The sequence below is a fragment of the Bradyrhizobium huanghuaihaiense genome, assembly GCF_025200885.1.
Taxonomy (GTDB): Bacteria; Pseudomonadota; Alphaproteobacteria; order Rhizobiales; family Xanthobacteraceae; genus Bradyrhizobium; species Bradyrhizobium huanghuaihaiense.
On the sequence record NZ_CP104172.1, the window covers coordinates 457,516 to 474,757 of the forward strand.

Genomic DNA, 17,242 nt, shown 5'->3' on the forward strand with positions numbered 1-17,242 from the left:
GCTGTCGAGGATTGCAGCTATGTCGATGCGGCGAATGATGTATTGGTGGTTCAGGTTCGTACTGTCAGGGCGGTTTATGGATCGCTTCCTGTGCCTGCCGCGTTAGCCGTGCTGCGCAACATGGTCCTTTGCGGCCGAACCCCGATCTAGGTCTGCCCGATCAATTTGCGAAACGCCGCTGCGCCGTCCTGCACGGCGTCGCGCCCCTTCCAGGCGAGATAGGAGAGCTTGCCGCCGAGCGTGTCGTGACTGCGCAGCCGGCGCGAGCCGAGGATGTGGCCGACATTGGACGGGAAGCGGCTCACCTCGGCGGACACCAGCGCCGCGATCGCGTCCATCAATTGCTGGAGGCGGACGCCCCATTCGCTGGCCTCGATGCCGTCGATGCGGACCTTGAGCGCATATTCGGTGTCGTAGATCTCGGCGAGCAGGTCGCGCGCGACCAGCACCCGGTTGTGCCGGAGCGCGACCCTGAGCGCGAGGCGCTTGTCGTCGAGCCGGTCGAGCACCATGGGCACGACGCAGGCATAGGGCGCGGCGGCGACGTCGGCCGCGGCCTTGCTTGCGGCGGCCTTGGTGGCAAGGTGCACCAATTGCCAGGACGTCTTCAGCCGCCGCGCCACCAGCGCCAGGGCGTAGGGCAGCGCTTCGGGATGTGACTTCCTGAACGCATCGAGCTGCGCGGTGATCTGGGCCACCTGGCCGTCGTCGAACTTCGCGATCTTCTCGGGCAGCTTTCCGTTGAACTTCGGCAGCGCTTCGCCGGCGCGCAGCACATGCTGCATCTTCCTCACGTCGTCGAAGGCGGTGCGCGAGGCCGTGTATTGCGCGAGCTTGCCGCGGGCGAACTCGGCGCTCTCCACTGATGCAAGGGTGTTCTCGAGCACCTTGATGACCTTGGTCTGGAAGCTCGACGCGATCTTCTGCACTTCCTTCGGATTGTTGGCGGTGACCTGGTCGTTGATCGCCTTGATGTAGTCGCGTGCCATGGTCGGCAGCAGGTCGCGGCAGATCCACTCCCAGATCGGGGTCAGGGTGTTGCGCGAGATGCGTCCCGCATTGGCATGCTCGGGCGCGCCGTCGATCAGCAGCAGCTCGAGCGGGGCGAAGAAATAGCGCGAGGGGCTGGTCGCGCGCGCCTGGGTCGATCCGTCCTTGCGAAATTCGGCGCGCAGGCGGGCCTGGACCTCGGCCGAACCGGGCATGTCGATGCCGCACAGCTCGAGTCGCTCGAGCTCGCTGAGCAGACAGCTGCGCGACAGCGGCGTCAGCCTCTGCAGGAATTCCGACAGCCGATCGATCTCGTTCATGGCACGCAATCTTCCGCAACGATTCCAGCAGGCCTACGGGCCCAATGCATGGAGGCATTTGCGCGCTCTCAATTGTGACCTAGAGAAGCAAGTCGCCGTTAATTAATCCGTAAAATCCGGGGGCCTGGGCGTCCGGCCGGGTTGGCGGTTAAGCAGGCTTCGACGTGTTTGCCGGGGATTTGGGCGAAGTTCTCAACCCTTGCATGGTCGAAGCAAGCCTCGCGCAAGCATAAATTGTGCCGATGTCGAGCTTTTAGCGCAAAACTGACAAAATCACCGTAGTCTTACGGAGCAAAAAGTTAACCACAGATCGGCCCCGGTTCCGCTAAACAGGTCACATGGGGTCACAGAATGATACGGCCGCCGATTCGCGGCCGTCGGAATGGTACGAAAGCAGCACCGCTCCAGCTGAAGGGCTCGATTTCGTCCGCCTGAACGCCGCCCGGGCCAAGGCAGCCGACGAAATGGCGGCGGCCATCGCCCGCGAGCTCAACGGACCCCTGACTGCGCTCCTGCTCTATATGGGCGAGATCAAGCATCACAGCGATCAGCTCGCGCCTGTCACGGCCGACCGTGCCTATCTGCAGCGGGTGGTGGAGAATGCGCTGACGCAGACCGAGCGCGTCTGTGGCCTGGTCAAGCAGCTTGCCGGCCCCCACAAGGGTGCCCCGCCGATTCCGTCCCGGATCGAAGACGCAGAACTGAACGCCCCGCGCGCACAGCAAGCCCAGCGCGTGCCGAGCGCCGAACTGATGGGCCTGTCGGGCCAGAAACGGCTGACCAAGCGCGAGCGCGAGGTGCTCCGCCTGATCAGCGAGGGCTATTCGAACAAGCAGGGTGCGCTTCGGATGCAGATCAGCCCGCGCACCTTCGAGAGCCATCGCGCCGAGGCGATGCGCAAGCTCGGTGCGCGCAACACCGCGGATCTCGTCCGCGCGGCGCTGCTGCATTCGATCGATTGAGGTTCTTGTCCTGCGCCGCCGCCGGCGGTGCGGGGGCGGGAGAAGCCCGATCGCGGTCAGAAATAATCTTCAGCGAAGGGACGCGCGCGCGATGTGGGCCGCAGCGGCTTGAGGTCTTCCTTTGGCACGTTCGGGATGATCGTGATGGTCCAGCGCGGAGGGCTCGATTCCTGCTCCAGCACCGAGCGTACGAAGCCTGTCACCGTCGACTCGCCGGACTTGACGGTCGCCATCCGACCGTTGAACTGGGCGATGCGGAAGCGACGGACCTCGTTCTGGTCCGCAGTCTCATAGGTGAACATGGAAACCCTCCTGGTTTCCCGCGACTATCGCCACCTATGATTAGCCATCTCTAAAAATCACAAACCGTAGAAGTACGGCGGGTTTAGCGCGGTCCGCGCTAACCTTGCGGCTCCTGTGCGCGCGCGGCGGCGTAGGCGGCATCCATCCGGTCCAGGAGATCGCGGAATTCGGTCTCGCCGAGCGTCTCCGCAGTCTTCTCCAGCCGCAACGCCAGCGCCGCGAGCCTGACATAGCCGAACGTTCCCGCCGCGCTCTTCAGCGAATGCGCCTCGCGCGCGATCTTGCCGTGGTGCTGCGCCAGCGAAAGCGTGCGGAACAGCTGCAGCCGAGCGCAGGTCTCACTCCAGAACACGCCGCGCACCTCACCGGCGCCGTCCTCGCCGATCTCGCGCACCAGGGCCGCGTACGCGCCCGGCTCGCGCGCAGGCTCGAAATCGAAGGTTCCCTGCGCGGGTGCAACGGTCACGTCAAACATGGTCTCGCCCTGGTCACGGTTCGCTGGTCGCGCGGCGCATGCGGCGCGCGCCTTCCCCCCGTGTCTACGGCATTTGAATTTCAGTTCCGGTAGCGGGACGGAAAATGTTTGCGGGCCGCCGTTAGCCGCAGGTTTACCACGTGCCGCTCAGCGCTGGCCGAGCAGCCGGTCGTACTGGGTCTTCACCGTGCTGTAGCACTCACACGCCGTCTGGCGCAGGCCGTCCAGGTTCAGGATCTGGATATGCCCGCGGCTGTAGTGGATGAAATTGGCATGCTGCAAGGTGTTGGCGACCAGCGACACGCTGTTGCGCCGCGCGCCGATCATCTGCGCCATCGCCTCCTGGGTCAGCAGCAGCCGGTAGTCGCCCGACAGGTCATGGGTGTGCAACAGGCAGCGCGACAGCCGCGATTCCACGGGATGGGCGGCGTTGCAGCCCGCAGTCTGCTGGACCTGCGCGTAGACCGCCAGCCCGTGGCGCGCGAGAAAGGTGCGCAGGGTCCCGCTCTGGTCGGCCGCGGCGCGCAGCCGGTCGAGATCCATCACGGATGCGGTGCCGGGAACCAGCACGATCGCCGTATTCAGTGCGTAGGCATCGCCCATGGTCGAGAGCGCGCCGAGCACGCTGTCGCGGCCGATCATGGCGACCTGCACATGCTCGCCCTTGGCGAGCTTCACCACCAGCGAGATGACGCCGCGATGGGGAAAGTAGGCGCGCTTGAGCGTCTCGCCGGCCTCGACCAATACGGCCTCGTGCGGCAGCTCGATCGTGCGCAGGTACGGGCGGAGCAGTTCAAAATCGTCCGCCGACAGCGCGGATAGGAAACCATTGGAAGGGCGCACCATCGTTTCCAAAGCTGCCTCCCGTCTCCTGCATCGGTAAGTCGCGGCGAGCGAGATTGCTCCCGACACGGGTAAGTTCCATCATGTTCACGTCGGGATATATTGGCAATTGGGACAAGATGTCCGGGTGCAGCGAGCGCGCCCGCAGTGCTGTGTTCACCGCAGCATGCAGATGACGGCACCCGGCTCTCGTCACTGTGGCGTTCCGATCAGGCGCGAATGCGACTTCTTTACCGCCGAATAGCAGTCGCAGCACGTCGCTTTCAGCGCGGGCAGATCGATGATTTCGATCTGTCCGCGGGTGTAGCGAATGATGCCGGCCCGCTGCATCGCATGCGCGACCAGGGAAATGGCATTGCGCCGCACCCCCATCATCTGCGCCAGCGCTTCCTGCGTCAGCGGGAGGCTTGCGCCGTCGGACAGATCGCGGGCTCGCAGCAGCCAGCCGTGCCTCGACCGGATGCCGCGTATTGCAGAGCAACGATTGCTGCGCATGCGCAAGCAGGATCTGCTCATGACGCATGATCAATCCTCGAAACCGGAGGCTTGCGGCGGCGATCGTCCGGCATGCCGCGATTTCCAGCGTGGAAGCCGTGCCGGGGAAGAGTACGACCGCGTCCGTCGGTGCGATGCCGTCCGCAAGCGCCGCGCCGCCGCCGACCACGCTGTCGCGTCCCAGCATCGCGACCTCGATCGTCTGTCCTTCGGACAAGCTCACCGAGATCGAGATGGAACCGCCGTGGGGGAAGTAGACGTGTCTCAGCGCAGCGCCGGCCTCGCCCAGGACAGATTCTCTGACCATTTCAACGGTTGCCAGATGGGGGCGCAGCCGATCGAAATCTGCGGCGTCGAGCATCTGCAGCAGCTGATTGGGCGGGCGGCCGCTCGCGGTCATGCAGGATCAATCCCAAAGCGTTCAAGCTACGATCGGAGCCGCGTCCAGTTGCACGGCGGATAAATCCTATTCTAGAGGTTGTGGACGTGTTCATATACCCGTTAGGGGGCAGACACGCCGGCGCGGTTGCGGCGGAAATAAGAGCTGCGTGCTGATTCGCGCACGCGGCTGGCGTGCAATCCAATGTCGCCAGCCGGGAAGAACCGGCAGGGGGCCTTGATGAGCCGGAAGCTTTCGGTCGGCGGCAGACATTGCGTTGCCAATGCCATCGGACGTCGGCGATCCGCGCAGCTTCCCTTGCCCACCAACCTACATCACTCGTCAGCGATTGCTTCGCGCCATTCAGTGACGCCGCCACATATTTCGCGTCCGTCGTCGCCTTTTTCCTGACTCCGCCACCGGCGTTCGCAACCGTCAATATTTCGATCCAAACCAGAGGAGAACGGTGTGCCCCACGGTTCAATTCTTGAATCGCCGAAACGGGAAATCCAAACGGGGACAGAAGGTCTGCGCCATATTCTCGTTGTCGACGACGACCCGATGGTGTGCATGGCCATCGAGGTCTATCTCCAGCGAAACGATTTTCGGGTGACGATTGCCGACGGAGGCGAAGCAGGGCTGCGGGCTCTCGAACACGAACAGTTCGATCTGATGATCATCGACATCTTCATGCCGCATATGCGCGGTTTCGAATCGATCAGGGTCTTCCACGAGCGCGCACCCGCCATTCCGCTGATCGCGATGTCCGGCTACGCATTCGCCAATCTGAATTCACCTGCGCCCGATTTCCTCCGGATGGCGCTCGAGCTCGGCGCGGCACGCTGTCTGCGCAAGCCGTTCACGCCGCACGCGCTGCTCGCCGCCATCAACGATTGCCTCGCGGAGCACCGTCCCGACGATGTCGCCGCGGCCGCGCGCCTCGGTTAGCGCTGCACCGGTGGCATCGCGGGCGAGGTAAGCGTTCGTTGACTCTAAATGCGGATCCTGCGGAGTCCAGCCGGTCACGACGCGATCGCCACCTGAGCACGCGCGGTCGCCGGCGATTTCACGCTCGCTGTGCCTATCGTCCTTCAAGAGCAGGACTTTTTCGCGCGCGTCGCCCTACCTGTACGGACATGTTTACCCGACGTTAATCGTCGTCACGGCGCGCTGCCGGTTTTGCCGAAAAGCGCTGCCGCATGCGGTCGAACCGCAAACTTGTCTTCAATATCCGTATTAGCACGGAGGATGAAATTAACGGGACCGTGAAAGGGGTTGTCTAACGATCTAAAGCGAAGACTTCCGCCGATTCCAGGCGCGGCGCGGGTGTCGAAGTCCAGTTCAGTAAGGCGTACTCCATGGATGATCTGTTGCGGGAGTTTTTGACGGAGACCAGCGAGAGCCTGGACACCGTCGACAATCAGCTGGTGAAGTTCGAGCAGGAGCCGAACAACGCCAAGATCCTGGATAACATCTTCCGCCTGGTCCACACCATCAAAGGCACGTGCGGCTTCCTCGGCCTGCCGCGGCTCGAAGCGCTGGCGCATGCCGGCGAGACGCTGATGGGCAAATTCCGCGACGGCATGCCGGTGACCGCCGAGGCGGTGACGGTGATCCTGTCCTCGATCGACCGCATCAAGGAGATTCTGGCCGGGCTCGAGGCGACCGAAGCCGAGCCCGAAGGCACCGACCGCGACCTCATCGACAAGCTGGAAGCGATGGTCGAGCAGGGCATGGCGGCCATGGCGGCGGGAAGCGCTGCGCCTGTTGCCGACGCGCCGCCGCTGGCGCCGGAAGCACCAGTTGCCGCTCCGGCAAAGGAGATGACCACGGGCTCGCTGATCGATCAGACCCTGGAGCGTCCGCTGCGTCCGGGCGAAGTCTCGCTCGACGAGCTCGAGCGCGCCTTCCGCGAGACCGCGATCGAAGCGCCGGTCCCCGCGCCCGTCGCCAAGGCCGAGCCCGCTGCTGAAGTTCCTGCGCCTGCGGCCAAGGAAGCTGCAAAGGAAGCTGCAAAACCCGCCAAGGAGAAGGCGGCGCCGAAGAAGTCGATGGCCGACGAGACGGCGAGCGAGGGCGACCGCATCGCCAACCAGTCGATCCGCGTCAACGTGGACACGCTGGAGCATCTGATGACCATGGTCTCCGAGCTGGTGCTGACCCGCAACCAGCTCCTGGAGATCTCAAGGCGCAACGAGGACACCGAGTTCAAGGTGCCCTTGCAGCGCCTCTCCAACGTCACCGCCGAGCTGCAGGAAGGCGTCATGAAGACGCGCATGCAGCCGATCGGCAATGCCTGGCAGAAGCTGCCCCGCATCGTCCGCGACCTCTCGAGCGAACTCGGCAAGCAGATCGAGCTGGAGATGCACGGCGCCGACACCGAGCTCGACCGCCAGGTGCTCGATTTGATCAAGGACCCGCTCACCCACATGGTGCGCAACTCCGCCGATCATGGCCTGGAGACCCCCGCCGAGCGCTTGGCGAGCGGCAAGGGCGAGCAGGGCACCATTCGCCTCTCCGCCTATCACGAGGGCGGCCACATCATCATCTGCATCGCCGACAACGGCCGCGGCCTCAACACCGAGAAGATCAAGGCCAAGGCGATCTCTAGCGGTCTCGTCACCGAGGCTGAGCTGGAGAAGATGTCGGAAGCCCAGATCCACAAGTTCATCTTTGCCCCGGGCTTCTCGACCGCGGCCGCCATCACCTCGGTCTCGGGCCGCGGCGTCGGCATGGACGTGGTCCGCACCAATATCGACCAGATCGGCGGCACCATCGACATCAAGTCGGTGGCGGGTGAGGGCTCTTCCGTCACCATCAAGATCCCGCTGACGCTCGCCATCGTCTCGGCGCTGATCGTCGAGGCCGCCGGCGACCGCTTCGCCATCCCGCAGCTCTCGGTGGTCGAGCTGGTCCGCGCCCGCGCCAACAGCGAGCACCGCATCGAGCGCATCAAGGACACCGCGGTCCTGCGCCTGCGCAACAAGCTGCTGCCGCTGATCCACCTGAAGAAGCTCCTCAAGATCGACGACGGCGCGGCCAGCGATCCCGAGAACGGCTTCATCGTGGTGACGCAAGTCGGCAGCCAGACCTTCGGCATCGTCGTCGACGGCGTGTTCCACACCGAAGAAATCGTGGTCAAGCCGATGTCGACCAAGCTTCGTCACATCGACATGTTCTCCGGCAACACCATCTTGGGCGATGGCGCGGTCATCATGATCATCGACCCCAACGGCATTGCCAAGGCGCTCGGCGCCGCCGGCTCCTCGGCCCATGACATGGGCGACGAGAACGGCGCGCACCACATCGGCTCGGGCGAGCAGACCACCTCGCTCCTGGTGTTCCGCGCGGGCTCGTCGCAGCCCAAGGCGGTCCCGCTCGGGCTCGTCACGCGCCTGGAAGAGCTGCCCGCCGACAAGATCGAGTTCTCCAACGGCCGCTACATGGTGCAGTACCGCGAGCAGCTGATGCCGCTGGTCGCCATGGACGGCGTCACCATTGCCAGCCAAGGCGCCCAGCCGATCCTGGTGTTCGCCGACGACGGCCGCTCCATGGGCCTCGTCGTCGACGAGATCATCGACATCGTCGAGGAGCGCCTCAACATCGAGGTCGGCGGCTCCAGCCAGGGCATTCTGGGCTCGGCCGTGATCAAGGGCCAGGCCACCGAGGTGATCGACGTCGGCCACTTCCTGCCGATGGCGTTCGCCGACTGGTTCACCCGCAAGGAGATGAAGCCGTCGATGCATTCGCAGTCGGTGCTGCTGGTCGACGACTCTGCGTTCTTCCGCAACATGCTGGCGCCGGTGCTGAAGGCGGCCGGCTACCGCGTCCGCACCGCGCCGACCGCGCAGGAAGGCTTGGCGGCATTGCGTGCGCAAAACTTCGACGTGATCCTGACCGACATCGAGATGCCCGACATGAACGGGTTCGAGTTTGCCGAGACCATCCGCTCCGACAACAACCTCGCCGCGACGCCGATCATCGGCCTCTCGGCGCTGGTGTCGCCGGCGGCAATCGAGCGCGGCCGGCAGGCCGGCTTCCACGACTACGTCGCCAAGTTCGACCGTCCCGGTCTGATTGCGGCGCTGAAGGAGCAGACCGCGGGCGCCGCCGGCGCCTCCGAGCTGAGCCGGGCGGCGGCGTAACCAACGGGATCAGGAGTCAGATCGATGAGCAGCAAGACCCAGTCCAGCGACGCCATGGTCGAATACGTCACCGCGATGATCGGCGGCCAGCTGTTCGGCCTGCCGATCTCCCGCGTCCAGGACGTGTTCATGCCCGAACGCGTCACCCGCGTGCCCTTGTCCTCGCGCGAGATCGCGGGCGTCCTCAATCTGCGCGGCCGCATCGTCACCGTCGTGGACATGCGCTCGCGTCTCGGCCTGCCCAGGGACGAGGACGGCAAGACCCCGATGGCGGTCGGCGTCGATCTGCGCGGCGAATCCTATGGCCTCTTGATCGACCAGATCGGCGAGGTGCTGCGCCTGCCCGAGGCCGGCATGGAAGAGAACCCCGTCAACCTCGATCCCCGCATGGCCAAGCTCGCCGGCGGCGTCCACCGCCTCGACGGCCAGCTCATGGTCGTGCTCGACGTCGATCGCGTCCTCGAGCTCGAAACCAAAGTGCAAATGGCAGCGTAAGCCAACGAAAACATCGAAGCCGGAGAACCAAAATGAAAACGTGTTTGGTGGTCGATGATTCCAGCGTCGTACGCAAGATCGCGCGCCGGATCCTGGAAGGCCTCGAATTCGAAGTCACCGAGGCCGAGGACGGCTCGAAGGCGCTCGAGATCTGCCAGCGGCAGCTGCCCGACGCGGTGCTGCTCGACTGGAACATGCCGGTGATGGACGGCTTCGAGTTCATGGGCCACATGCGCCGCCTGCCCGGCGGCGACCAGCCCAAGGTGGTGTTCTGCACCACCGAGAACAACGTGGCTCATATCGCTCAGGCGCTCAGCGGCGGCGCCAACGAGTACATCATGAAGCCTTTCGACAAAGACATTATCGCCGACAAGTTCGCTGAAGTTGGTTTGATCCCGGTCGGACAAGCCATGGTCTGAGTGTGTCTGGCCTGAGTGTTTGGGCCAGAGTGTTCCAGTACAGCTTTCTGAGAGGCCATCCGTGACCCCGACCGAGTACGAGTATCTGCGTAAGTTTCTGAAGGATAATTCCGGTCTCGACCTGTCCGCAGACAAGCAATATCTGATCGAAAGCCGCCTGCTGCCGCTCGCCCGCAAGGCGGGGCTCTCCGGCATCCCCGAGCTCGTGCAGAAGCTGCAAGCCGGCTCGCGCCAGCTGATCACCGACGTGGTCGAAGCCATGACCACCAACGAGACCTTCTTCTTCCGCGACAAGGTCCCGTTCGATCATTTCCGCGACCACATCATGCCGGAGATCATCAAGGCGCGCGCCAGCAAGCGCAGCGTGCGGATCTGGTGCGCCGCCGGCTCGACCGGGCAGGAACCCTATTCGCTGGCGATGTGCCTGAAGGAGATGGGCGCGGCCCTCACCGGCTGGCGCGTCGAGATCATTGCGACCGACCTGTCGCAGGAGGTGCTGGAAAAGGCCAAGGCCGGCGTCTACAGCCAGTTCGAGGTGCAGCGCGGCCTGCCGATCCAGATGCTGGTGAAGTATTTCAAGCAGACCGGCGAGACCTGGCAGATCAATCCCGAATTGCGGGCGATGATCCAGCACCGGCAGCTCAACCTGCTGCACGATTTTGCCCAGCTCGGGACGTTCGACGTCATCTTCTGCCGCAACGTGCTGATCTATTTCGACCAGGATACCAAGATCAACATCTTCAACCGCCTGGCGCGCCAGATCGAGCCCGACGGCTTCCTGGTGCTCGGCGCGGCGGAAACCGTGGTCGGATTGACCGATACGTTCAGGCCGATTCCGGACCGGCGCGGCCTGTACAAGCCGAACGATCCGCGTGCCGCGGCTGCCAGGCCGGCTCTCGCCGGCGCGGCGCCGCGCATGGCGGTGATGGCAGGACGATAGGCATGGCCGAGGATGGCAAGGGCGCCGAACGCGTCACGTTCAGCCGCGGCTATGATGTCTGCATCATGGCCATCGACGGCACCTGGCGTCGCGACTGCAAGCTCAACGCCATTTCCGACACCGATGCCATCCTGACGGTTGAAGGTTCGATCCAGGGGTTGAACCTGAAGGAGTTCTTCCTGCTGCTGTCGTCGACCGGCCTTGCCTACCGTCGCTGCGAGCTGGTGCGGGTCAACGGCGCCGAAATGGACATCCAGTTCCTGCGCGGCAAGAACCGCAAGAAGCGCGGCGCAGCCGGCGGTCACGACGCGGCGGCCTGATCGGCACGTGGTGCCCAGCGCTTTCCGCTACGTTGCTTTATATTTGCTGAAACATCCGAGCGAATTTGCCGCAGCGGCTTTACGGGGCCTAAGCGCGCGCCGTGTATCCATTGCCCGTCTCAATCTCAGGATCCGGCAATGCCCAGAAGTTCCCTCTCCCCCGTCGCATCGAACCTGCCCGACGTCGCCGAGCGGCGTGCGCTTCAGCTCCTGGTCGTCGACGACGACGCCACGCAGCGCAGCCTGATCACCGTCGCCGCCAAGCAGGCCGGCCACGAGGTCACCGTGGCGCCGTCGGTGGCGGAGGCGATCGAAAAGCTCCGCGCCGCGCGCTTCGACTGCGTGACGCTGGATCTCGTGCTGGAGGATGGCGACGGCATCGACGTGCTGCGCGAGATGGCCGAGGCGAAGTTCGCCGGCGCGGTGATCGTCATCAGCGGCATGGACGGCAAGCGCCGCAGCGCCGCCCGCAGCTTTGCCCGTTCGGTCGGGATCGAGTTGCAGAGCCTGCCGAAGCCGCTCGATCTGGCGGCCCTGCGCATCAGCCTCGCCAATCTCGGCAAGACCGCGATGGGCCTGCCGGCGATTCACACCTGGGGTGGTGTCGCGACCGACGCGATCGTGGAGCGGCACCGCGCCTGACGCGCGGGCCTGCCATGCGGTGGGTCGCGGCGCGCGCGATTGCGGCCTACGCGGGACCGTCCGATGCCGACAGCTGCTGCAGGGCGTGGTCGAGTTCCGCCCGGCAGGCGTTGAGAGCGGCGCTTGCCGTGGCAAAACGGGGCGTGACGTCGTCGAGCACGAAGATCGCACTGGAACCCGCGGCAGCGCTGTCGTCCTCCGGCTCCATGTCGTCCACGGTCATGGCCGCGTCGATCAGACGCATACTGAGGTCGATGCGCGCGATCAGAGAGCGAAGTTCGGCTGCGATCAACTGACGGCTGTCAGTGTCTGCCATCGCGGTGAGCGGGGGTGTGCCTGCGTAATTTAGCATGGATATTCTCCGTCTCCCGCAATAAGGCAGCCTGCCGCTACTTGTGCGTTAAGTCCATGTCCCGTACAAATACGGGTGGGCCGAATCCGCGCCGAACGCCATAACGGGAGGCGCGGACGCGAGTCCTTCATGCCAACTGGATGTGGCACATGGCCGAACAAAGCTCTCGCGGTGAAATCTTCGTAGTCGACGACGACCCTGCCGTTCGCGATACCTTGTCGATGGTGTTGAAGGCGGCGGGCTATGAGGTGATCTGTTTTGCGGACGGTGCAGCGCTGCTGTCCGTTGCGCGCAACCGCACACCGGCTGCGATCCTGCTCGACGTGCACATTCCCGGAAAGTCGGGTCTCGACATTCTGAAGGAGTTGCACGGCGAGGATTATCCGGCGCCGATCTTCATGATCTCCGGGCAGGGCGACATCACGATGGCGGTGAGCGCCATCAAGAACGGGGCGCTCGACTTCATCGAGAAACCGTTCCGTGGCAGCGAGATCGTCGGTCGTCTCGACGAGGCGATCGGCGCCTATGCACGCCGGCAGGCAGAGAACGCGTCGCCGAAATTCGGCTCGCTGCATTTCCCCGGGCGCGAGCCGTTGACGCGCAGGGAGCGCGAGGTGCTCGAGCAGTTCGCCTCAGGTGCCTCCAACAAGGAAGCCGGCCGCACCCTCGGCATCAGCCCGCGCACCATCGAGGACCACCGCGCCAACATCATGAAGAAGCTCGGTGCGCGCAATGCCGCCGACCTGATCCGCATCGTGATGACCGCGGCCCAGCGCGCGTCGTAAGGTTCTCAGTGACGTTTCGTAGCCCGGATGGAGCGCAGCGCAATCCGGGGATCGCGCGTGCGGCAAGTCTGTCCCGGATGTCGCTACGCTCCATCCGGGCTACGGGACCTCACCCGTTCAGCGCCTTGCGGATGATCCGCGCCAGATCCGACTTGCGATAGGGCTTTGCCAGCAGCAGGACGCCGGAATCCAGCCGGCCGTGATGGATGATCGCATTCTCGGTATAACCCGACGTGTAGACCACCTTGAGATCGGGCCGCATCTTCGTCAGCTCGTCGGCAAGCTGCCGTCCATTCATCTTGCCGGGCATGATGACGTCGGTGAACAGCAGGTCGAACGGTTTTCCGGTGGCGACGATCGCGAGCGCCTCCGCGGCGTTCGCAGCCTGCAGGGTGACGTAGCCCAGCGCATGCAGTTGCGCCAGCACGTAGTCGCGCACCAGACGGTCGTCCTCGACCACCAGGATCGTCTCGTGTCCACCCTCGACCGTCGCGGGCGTCACGCCATCGCCGACCGCGGTCGCGGTCTTGCCCGGCGGCAGGTACATCTTGATCGTGGTGCCGTGGCCTTCCTCGCTGTAGATCTTGATGTGTCCGGCGGACTGCTTGATGAAGCCGTAGACCATGGAAAGCCCGAGCCCGGTGCCCTTGCCCGGTCCCTTCGAGGTGAAGAAGGGATCGAACACCCGAGCCAGCATGTTCGCTGGAATGCCGTTGCCGGTATCGCTCACGGCGATCAGCACGTAGTGGCCGGGCCTGATATCGTTGACGCTGGCATAGACCTCGTCGAGATAGGCGGTGCCCGTCTCCACGATCAGCTTGCCGCCGCCGGGCATGGCATCGCGGGCATTGAGCGCGAGGTTGAGGATCGCGGTGGTGAGCTGGTTGGGATCGACGATCGCCACGCAGCTCTCGTCCTCGAACACCGATTCGATCTGGATCTGCTCGCCCAGCGTCGGCCGCAGCAGCTTTGCGGTGTCGATGATCAGCGAGTTGATGTCGATCTCGCGCGGCTGCAGCGGCTGCTTGCGCGCAAACGCAAGCAGGTGCTGGGTCAGCTCGGCGCCGCGTCCGGCCGCTTCGTCGATCATCCTGGTGATCGCCGCGAGCTCGGGTTCCTTGGCCACCGCTTCGCCGAGAATTTCGATCGTCCCGGTGATCACCGTGAGGATGTTGTTGAAGTCGTGCGCCACGCCGCCGGTGAGCTGGCCGACGGCCTCCATCTTCTCGGCGTGGCGGATGCGCTCCTCGGACGCGATCTTGTCGGTGAGGTCGCGGTAGAAGACGTTGAACAGGATGCCTTCGCGACGCTTCAGTGCCGTGACGCTCAGCTCGGCCCTGAATTCCTTGCCGTCGCGGCGGCAGCACATCAGCTCGCGGCGGCGGTTGAGCATCTGGCCGTCCCTGGAATCGAGGAAGTGCGCAAGGCCTTCCCTGACCCTGTCACGCTCGCCGGGAGCGACGATGAGGTCGATCGAGCTCCGGCCCAGCGCTTCGTCGCGGCGCCAGCCGAACAGCTCTTCGGCCCGCGAGCTCCAGTTCAGGATGATGGCGCGCTCGTCGGTCTGGACGAAGGCGTCGAGCGCGGTCTCGACGATGTTGCGTGCGAGCTGCTCGCTCTCGCGCAGGGATTCTTCCGCGAGCCTCGCCTCGGTCATGTCGCGGCCAACGAAGAAGAAGCGCTGGGCCTTCTCGGACCAGTTGCCGAGCCAGGACAGCCAGACCTCACGCCTGTCCTTGTGGAAGCAGCGGGTGTCGGCAAGCTTCGGGTGCTCGCCGCGCCTGAGCGCGCGCATCTCCTCCTGGGATCGCTCAAGATGCGAGGGATGGATGAAATCCACGCCGCTGCGGCCGATCATCTCGTCGGGCCGGTAGCCGAGAATGGCCTCGCAGCTCGGGCTGATCTGCACGACATGGCCCCCCGGGTCCATGATCATGATCAGGTCCTGCGAGGCGTCGAAAAGCTGTCGCCGCTCCTCGAGCTGCTGTTGCAGCGCCCGCTCGGCCCGTCGCGCCTCGGTGAGGCTGCGTGCGGCTCCGGAGGCGCCGACGATTTCGCCCGACGGCCCCTTGATCGGCGAGAGGCTGAGCGAGATTTCGACCGGCGTGCCGTCCTTGCGCAGGCGTATCGTCTCGAAGCGTTCGATCGGCTCGCCCCGGGCGATCCGTCGCAGATAGTCCTTGCCCTGTTCGCGGCGGTCGGGTGGCACGATGATCGCAGTTGATTGCCCGATCGCCTCGGTCGCCGCATAGCCATAGAGACGTTCGGCGGCGGAATTCCAACCCGTGATGACGGCATCGAGCGATTGCATGACGATCGCATCGTCGGATGATTCGACGGCCGCGCTGAACAATTGCTCGCGCGCCGCATGATGGCTTCGTGCCGCCTCGGTGCGGCGATGCTCCCGGATCTCGCGTTCGAGCGCGGCCGTCTTCGCCTGCGTCTCCTCGACCATCCGGGCAAAAGCCCGCGCCAGCACGCCGGTCTCCCCGCTCGCATCGACGGGAATGTCTGCGGGCCGTCCGCTGCCGATTGCTTCCACCGCCGCGGTCAGGCGCCCGATCGGACGGGTCAATGAGCGCGCCAGCAGCACCGCGAGCGCGGCTGCGGCGAGCACGGCAAGGATGCCGACGAGAAGGGACGTCTTTTGAATGGCGGCCGGCACGCGACCGAAGACGGACGGGGGAATGGTCACGATGATGGCGACCCATTCCTTGCCCGCGAGCAGCGCCGGCGCGATCGCCGCGCCGCTCGGCCGGCCTGACTCGTCGGTTGTGAGCCGCGTGGCGACGTCCGGAGTGCCAGCCAGCGCCGAGAACAACGGAAAGTCTTTGCGCCAATCGGCGGGATGGCCGCGCAACGAGCCGAATTCCTGCGTGCGGTCGGGATGGACGAGATAGTCGCCGCGCGAATTCACGACGTATATCTCTCCTCCCGGACTCCTGGTCGAGCGGACGCGGTCGAGCGCCGGACGCATGTCGATATTGGCGATGACGATCCCGAACGGCTTGCCGTCCGGCGTGAACAGGGGCATCGCGACGCGAAGAGTCGGAATGTGGAGGCCCGTCGTGCCGCCCTGGCGGGTGGCAAGATCGATGGACGAGACGTAGATCTCGCCGGGTGCCAGCCGTATCGTTTCCTGAAAATAGCTTCGCTCGCTCTTGTGCTCCAGTTCGCTGTCCGGGACGATCCGTACCGTTCCATCCGGGCCGGAGCGGTCGACGCGGACCAGCTCGCGCTGGTTATCGTCGAGGCCGATGATGCGAAACTGCGCATAGCTGGGCTTGGCCTCGATCTCGGCAACGAGCCGCGCCGCGATGCGCTCGCGCCAGGTTTGCTCTGAAACGCCGTCGGAAGCGTCAATGCCTCCACCGAGGTGAGCGCGGATCAGTCCGTTGATGGCTGCGGCGGAGCGATAGCCGGTCAAATCGCCGCGAGCGCCGGCAACGTAGGATTCGAGATTGGTGGCCAGCAGGCGCGACTGGGCCTCGACCCGCTCCAGGACTCGCGGAATGACCGCTTGTGTGGTGTTGCGATAGCCCAGCCAGCCGACGGCGGCCACGGTCACCGCCACCAGCAGAATCATCGCGATGGCCAGCCGCGTTGCGAGCGTCATGCGGATGTTCGCAGGACTTGCCGGACGGTCGCGCCTGCTCCGGTCCGGTGCAGAGAGGAGGGGCTCGTCATCGGCGGCCGGAGTTGACATCGGATTCTTCCGGCTCGCTCGCCTTCAGGCAGCCGTCGACCGCGGCGAGCAGCGCGTCGGGCCGGAACGGTTTCTGAAGGCTCGCCACCGCGCCTAGCTTGGTCGCCATTTTCAGGAAATCCGGTTCCGCATAGGCGTCCGGCGTGATCGAGCGCCCGGAAATGACGATGATCGGAGTGGCCGGGGCTAGCGCCCGGATGTGGCGCATCGTCTCCAGCCCGTCCATGCCGGGCATGAAGATGTCGAGAAACAGCAGGTCGAACGGGCTGGCCTCGAACAGCGCAAGTCCCTTGTAGCCGTCGCCGGCGACAGTGACGTGATGGCCGGCCCTTTCCAGAAGCAGCCGGATGGTGATCTGGACGGCCGGGTCGTCATCCACGATCAGGATGTTGGCCACGTCAAGAATCCTCCGGGTCGCATGGCACGTTCCGCGACCTCAAATCAAAGCAACAAATGCGAAATTGTTGCGCGGATTCTGGCTGCGCCGCAAGCGCCTCGCGTCTGCCGCGATTGCCTTTCCTGGCGCGCCGGGAGCCAATGCCTTCGAAATACCATACGCACTCTTGCGTGCATATGAGTTCAAATTTCGGTTCCAAGTGCCGTAACCCATTTCAGAAACGAGAGATATTACTCTCGCCGTAGTTGTACGGCACCTCGGCCTTCACGATGGA

Annotated in this window: 16 protein-coding genes and 1 pseudogene; 9 read left to right on the plus strand and 8 right to left on the minus strand. The window is 64.7% G+C overall.

Annotation, left to right across the window (positions count from 1 at the left end; genetic code table 11):
* Positions 1-146 precede the first annotated feature (146 nt).
* Positions 147-1,310: a hypothetical protein gene (locus tag N2603_RS02170; protein ID WP_260387521.1), complete on the minus strand. Its 1,164-nt coding sequence runs from the start codon at positions 1,308-1,310 to the stop codon at positions 147-149.
* A 338-nt stretch (positions 1,311-1,648) separates the two neighbouring features.
* On the opposite strand from N2603_RS02170, the gene N2603_RS02175 reads away from it, so the two are divergent.
* Complete coding sequence (locus N2603_RS02175) at positions 1,649-2,272, plus strand: LuxR family transcriptional regulator (RefSeq protein WP_260387522.1); 624 nt, start codon at positions 1,649-1,651, stop codon at positions 2,270-2,272.
* 56 nt (positions 2,273-2,328) lie between these two features.
* On the opposite strand, the gene N2603_RS02180 is transcribed toward N2603_RS02175, so the two are convergent.
* The 4 genes and pseudogenes from N2603_RS02180 to N2603_RS02195 form a co-directional block, all read right to left on the minus strand.
* On the minus strand, positions 2,329-2,574 hold the full coding sequence (locus N2603_RS02180) for a hypothetical protein (RefSeq protein ID WP_260387523.1): 246 nt from the start codon (positions 2,572-2,574) through the stop codon (positions 2,329-2,331).
* Between the two features lie 98 nt (positions 2,575-2,672).
* Positions 2,673-3,050 carry an Hpt domain-containing protein gene (locus N2603_RS02185; protein ID WP_260387524.1) on the minus strand — a complete coding sequence of 126 codons (378 nt, stop codon included), beginning with the start codon at positions 3,048-3,050 and terminating at the stop codon, positions 2,673-2,675.
* A 147-nt stretch (positions 3,051-3,197) separates the two neighbouring features.
* The gene (locus N2603_RS02190) at positions 3,198-3,896 is read right to left on the minus strand and encodes a Crp/Fnr family transcriptional regulator (RefSeq protein WP_260424434.1); all 699 of its coding nucleotides are present in this window, start codon (positions 3,894-3,896) and stop codon (positions 3,198-3,200) included.
* A 189-nt stretch (positions 3,897-4,085) separates the two neighbouring features.
* A pseudogene (locus N2603_RS02195) lies at positions 4,086-4,788 on the minus strand (Crp/Fnr family transcriptional regulator).
* Positions 4,789-5,235: 447 nt separating this feature from the next.
* On the opposite strand from N2603_RS02195, the gene N2603_RS02200 reads away from it, so the two are divergent.
* The 7 genes from N2603_RS02200 to N2603_RS02230 all read left to right on the plus strand — a co-directional run bounded on the left by N2603_RS02200 (position 5,236) and on the right by N2603_RS02230 (position 11,728).
* Complete coding sequence (locus tag N2603_RS02200) at positions 5,236-5,715, plus strand: response regulator (RefSeq protein WP_425248972.1); 480 nt, start codon at positions 5,236-5,238, stop codon at positions 5,713-5,715.
* 410 nt (positions 5,716-6,125) lie between these two features.
* The gene (locus N2603_RS02205; RefSeq protein WP_260387525.1) at positions 6,126-8,912 is read left to right on the plus strand and encodes a hybrid sensor histidine kinase/response regulator; all 2,787 of its coding nucleotides are present in this window, start codon (positions 6,126-6,128) and stop codon (positions 8,910-8,912) included.
* A 24-nt stretch (positions 8,913-8,936) separates the two neighbouring features.
* A complete protein-coding gene (locus N2603_RS02210) occupies positions 8,937-9,407 on the plus strand; it encodes a chemotaxis protein CheW (RefSeq protein ID WP_260387526.1) in 471 nt (156 codons plus the stop codon).
* A gap of 32 nt (positions 9,408-9,439) precedes the next feature.
* Entirely contained in the window at positions 9,440-9,826 is a 387-nt protein-coding gene (locus tag N2603_RS02215; RefSeq protein ID WP_018321619.1) for a response regulator, read from the plus strand.
* 61 nt (positions 9,827-9,887) lie between these two features.
* Positions 9,888-10,766, plus strand: coding sequence for a CheR family methyltransferase (locus tag N2603_RS02220; protein WP_260387527.1), 879 nt, complete (start codon positions 9,888-9,890; stop codon positions 10,764-10,766).
* A 2-nt stretch (positions 10,767-10,768) separates the two neighbouring features.
* A complete protein-coding gene (locus tag N2603_RS02225) occupies positions 10,769-11,086 on the plus strand; it encodes a hypothetical protein (RefSeq protein ID WP_011083221.1) in 318 nt (105 codons plus the stop codon).
* 138 nt (positions 11,087-11,224) lie between these two features.
* Positions 11,225-11,728, plus strand: coding sequence for a response regulator (locus tag N2603_RS02230; protein ID WP_260387528.1), 504 nt, complete (start codon positions 11,225-11,227; stop codon positions 11,726-11,728).
* Positions 11,729-11,774: 46 nt separating this feature from the next.
* On the opposite strand, the gene N2603_RS02235 is transcribed toward N2603_RS02230, so the two are convergent.
* Positions 11,775-12,080 carry an aldo-keto reductase family protein gene (locus N2603_RS02235; RefSeq protein ID WP_260387529.1) on the minus strand — a complete coding sequence of 102 codons (306 nt, stop codon included), beginning with the start codon at positions 12,078-12,080 and terminating at the stop codon, positions 11,775-11,777.
* Positions 12,081-12,229: 149 nt separating this feature from the next.
* Here N2603_RS02235 and N2603_RS02240 point away from each other — a divergent pair, with 149 nt between their 5' ends.
* The gene (locus tag N2603_RS02240; protein ID WP_020608024.1) at positions 12,230-12,865 is read left to right on the plus strand and encodes a response regulator transcription factor; all 636 of its coding nucleotides are present in this window, start codon (positions 12,230-12,232) and stop codon (positions 12,863-12,865) included.
* Positions 12,866-12,974: 109 nt separating this feature from the next.
* Here the strand turns inward: N2603_RS02240 and N2603_RS02245 are convergent, their stop codons facing one another.
* Both N2603_RS02245 and N2603_RS02250 read right to left on the minus strand, forming a co-directional pair.
* Positions 12,975-16,571: a PAS domain S-box protein gene (locus N2603_RS02245; RefSeq protein WP_260387530.1), complete on the minus strand. Its 3,597-nt coding sequence runs from the start codon at positions 16,569-16,571 to the stop codon at positions 12,975-12,977.
* Positions 16,549-16,968, minus strand: a complete 420-nt coding sequence (locus tag N2603_RS02250; RefSeq protein WP_260387531.1) for a response regulator — start codon at positions 16,966-16,968, stop codon at positions 16,549-16,551. Before N2603_RS02250 ends, N2603_RS02245 begins: the two co-directional genes overlap by 23 nt.
* Positions 16,969-17,242: the final 274 nt, after the last annotated feature.

Excerpts from the sequence above, each read along its gene's own strand:
- N2603_RS02170 (WP_260387521.1), bottom strand. The coding sequence starts at position 1,310 with ATGAACGAGATCGATCGGCTGTCGGAATTCCTGCAGAGGCTGACGCCG.
- N2603_RS02175 (WP_260387522.1), top strand. The coding sequence starts at position 1,649 with ATGGGGTCACAGAATGATACGGCCGCCGATTCGCGGCCGTCGGAATGG.
- N2603_RS02180 (WP_260387523.1), bottom strand. The coding sequence starts at position 2,574 with ATGTTCACCTATGAGACTGCGGACCAGAACGAGGTCCGTCGCTTCCGC.
- N2603_RS02185 (WP_260387524.1), bottom strand. The coding sequence starts at position 3,050 with ATGTTTGACGTGACCGTTGCACCCGCGCAGGGAACCTTCGATTTCGAG.
- N2603_RS02190 (WP_260424434.1), bottom strand. The coding sequence starts at position 3,896 with ATGGTGCGCCCTTCCAATGGTTTCCTATCCGCGCTGTCGGCGGACGAT.
- N2603_RS02205 (WP_260387525.1), top strand. The coding sequence starts at position 6,126 with ATGGATGATCTGTTGCGGGAGTTTTTGACGGAGACCAGCGAGAGCCTG.
- N2603_RS02210 (WP_260387526.1), top strand. The coding sequence starts at position 8,937 with ATGAGCAGCAAGACCCAGTCCAGCGACGCCATGGTCGAATACGTCACC.
- N2603_RS02215 (WP_018321619.1), top strand. The coding sequence starts at position 9,440 with ATGAAAACGTGTTTGGTGGTCGATGATTCCAGCGTCGTACGCAAGATC.
- N2603_RS02225 (WP_011083221.1), top strand. The coding sequence starts at position 10,769 with ATGGCCGAGGATGGCAAGGGCGCCGAACGCGTCACGTTCAGCCGCGGC.
- N2603_RS02230 (WP_260387528.1), top strand. The coding sequence starts at position 11,225 with ATGCCCAGAAGTTCCCTCTCCCCCGTCGCATCGAACCTGCCCGACGTC.
- N2603_RS02235 (WP_260387529.1), bottom strand. The coding sequence starts at position 12,080 with ATGCTAAATTACGCAGGCACACCCCCGCTCACCGCGATGGCAGACACT.
- N2603_RS02240 (WP_020608024.1), top strand. The coding sequence starts at position 12,230 with ATGGCCGAACAAAGCTCTCGCGGTGAAATCTTCGTAGTCGACGACGAC.
- N2603_RS02245 (WP_260387530.1), bottom strand. The coding sequence starts at position 16,571 with ATGTCAACTCCGGCCGCCGATGACGAGCCCCTCCTCTCTGCACCGGAC.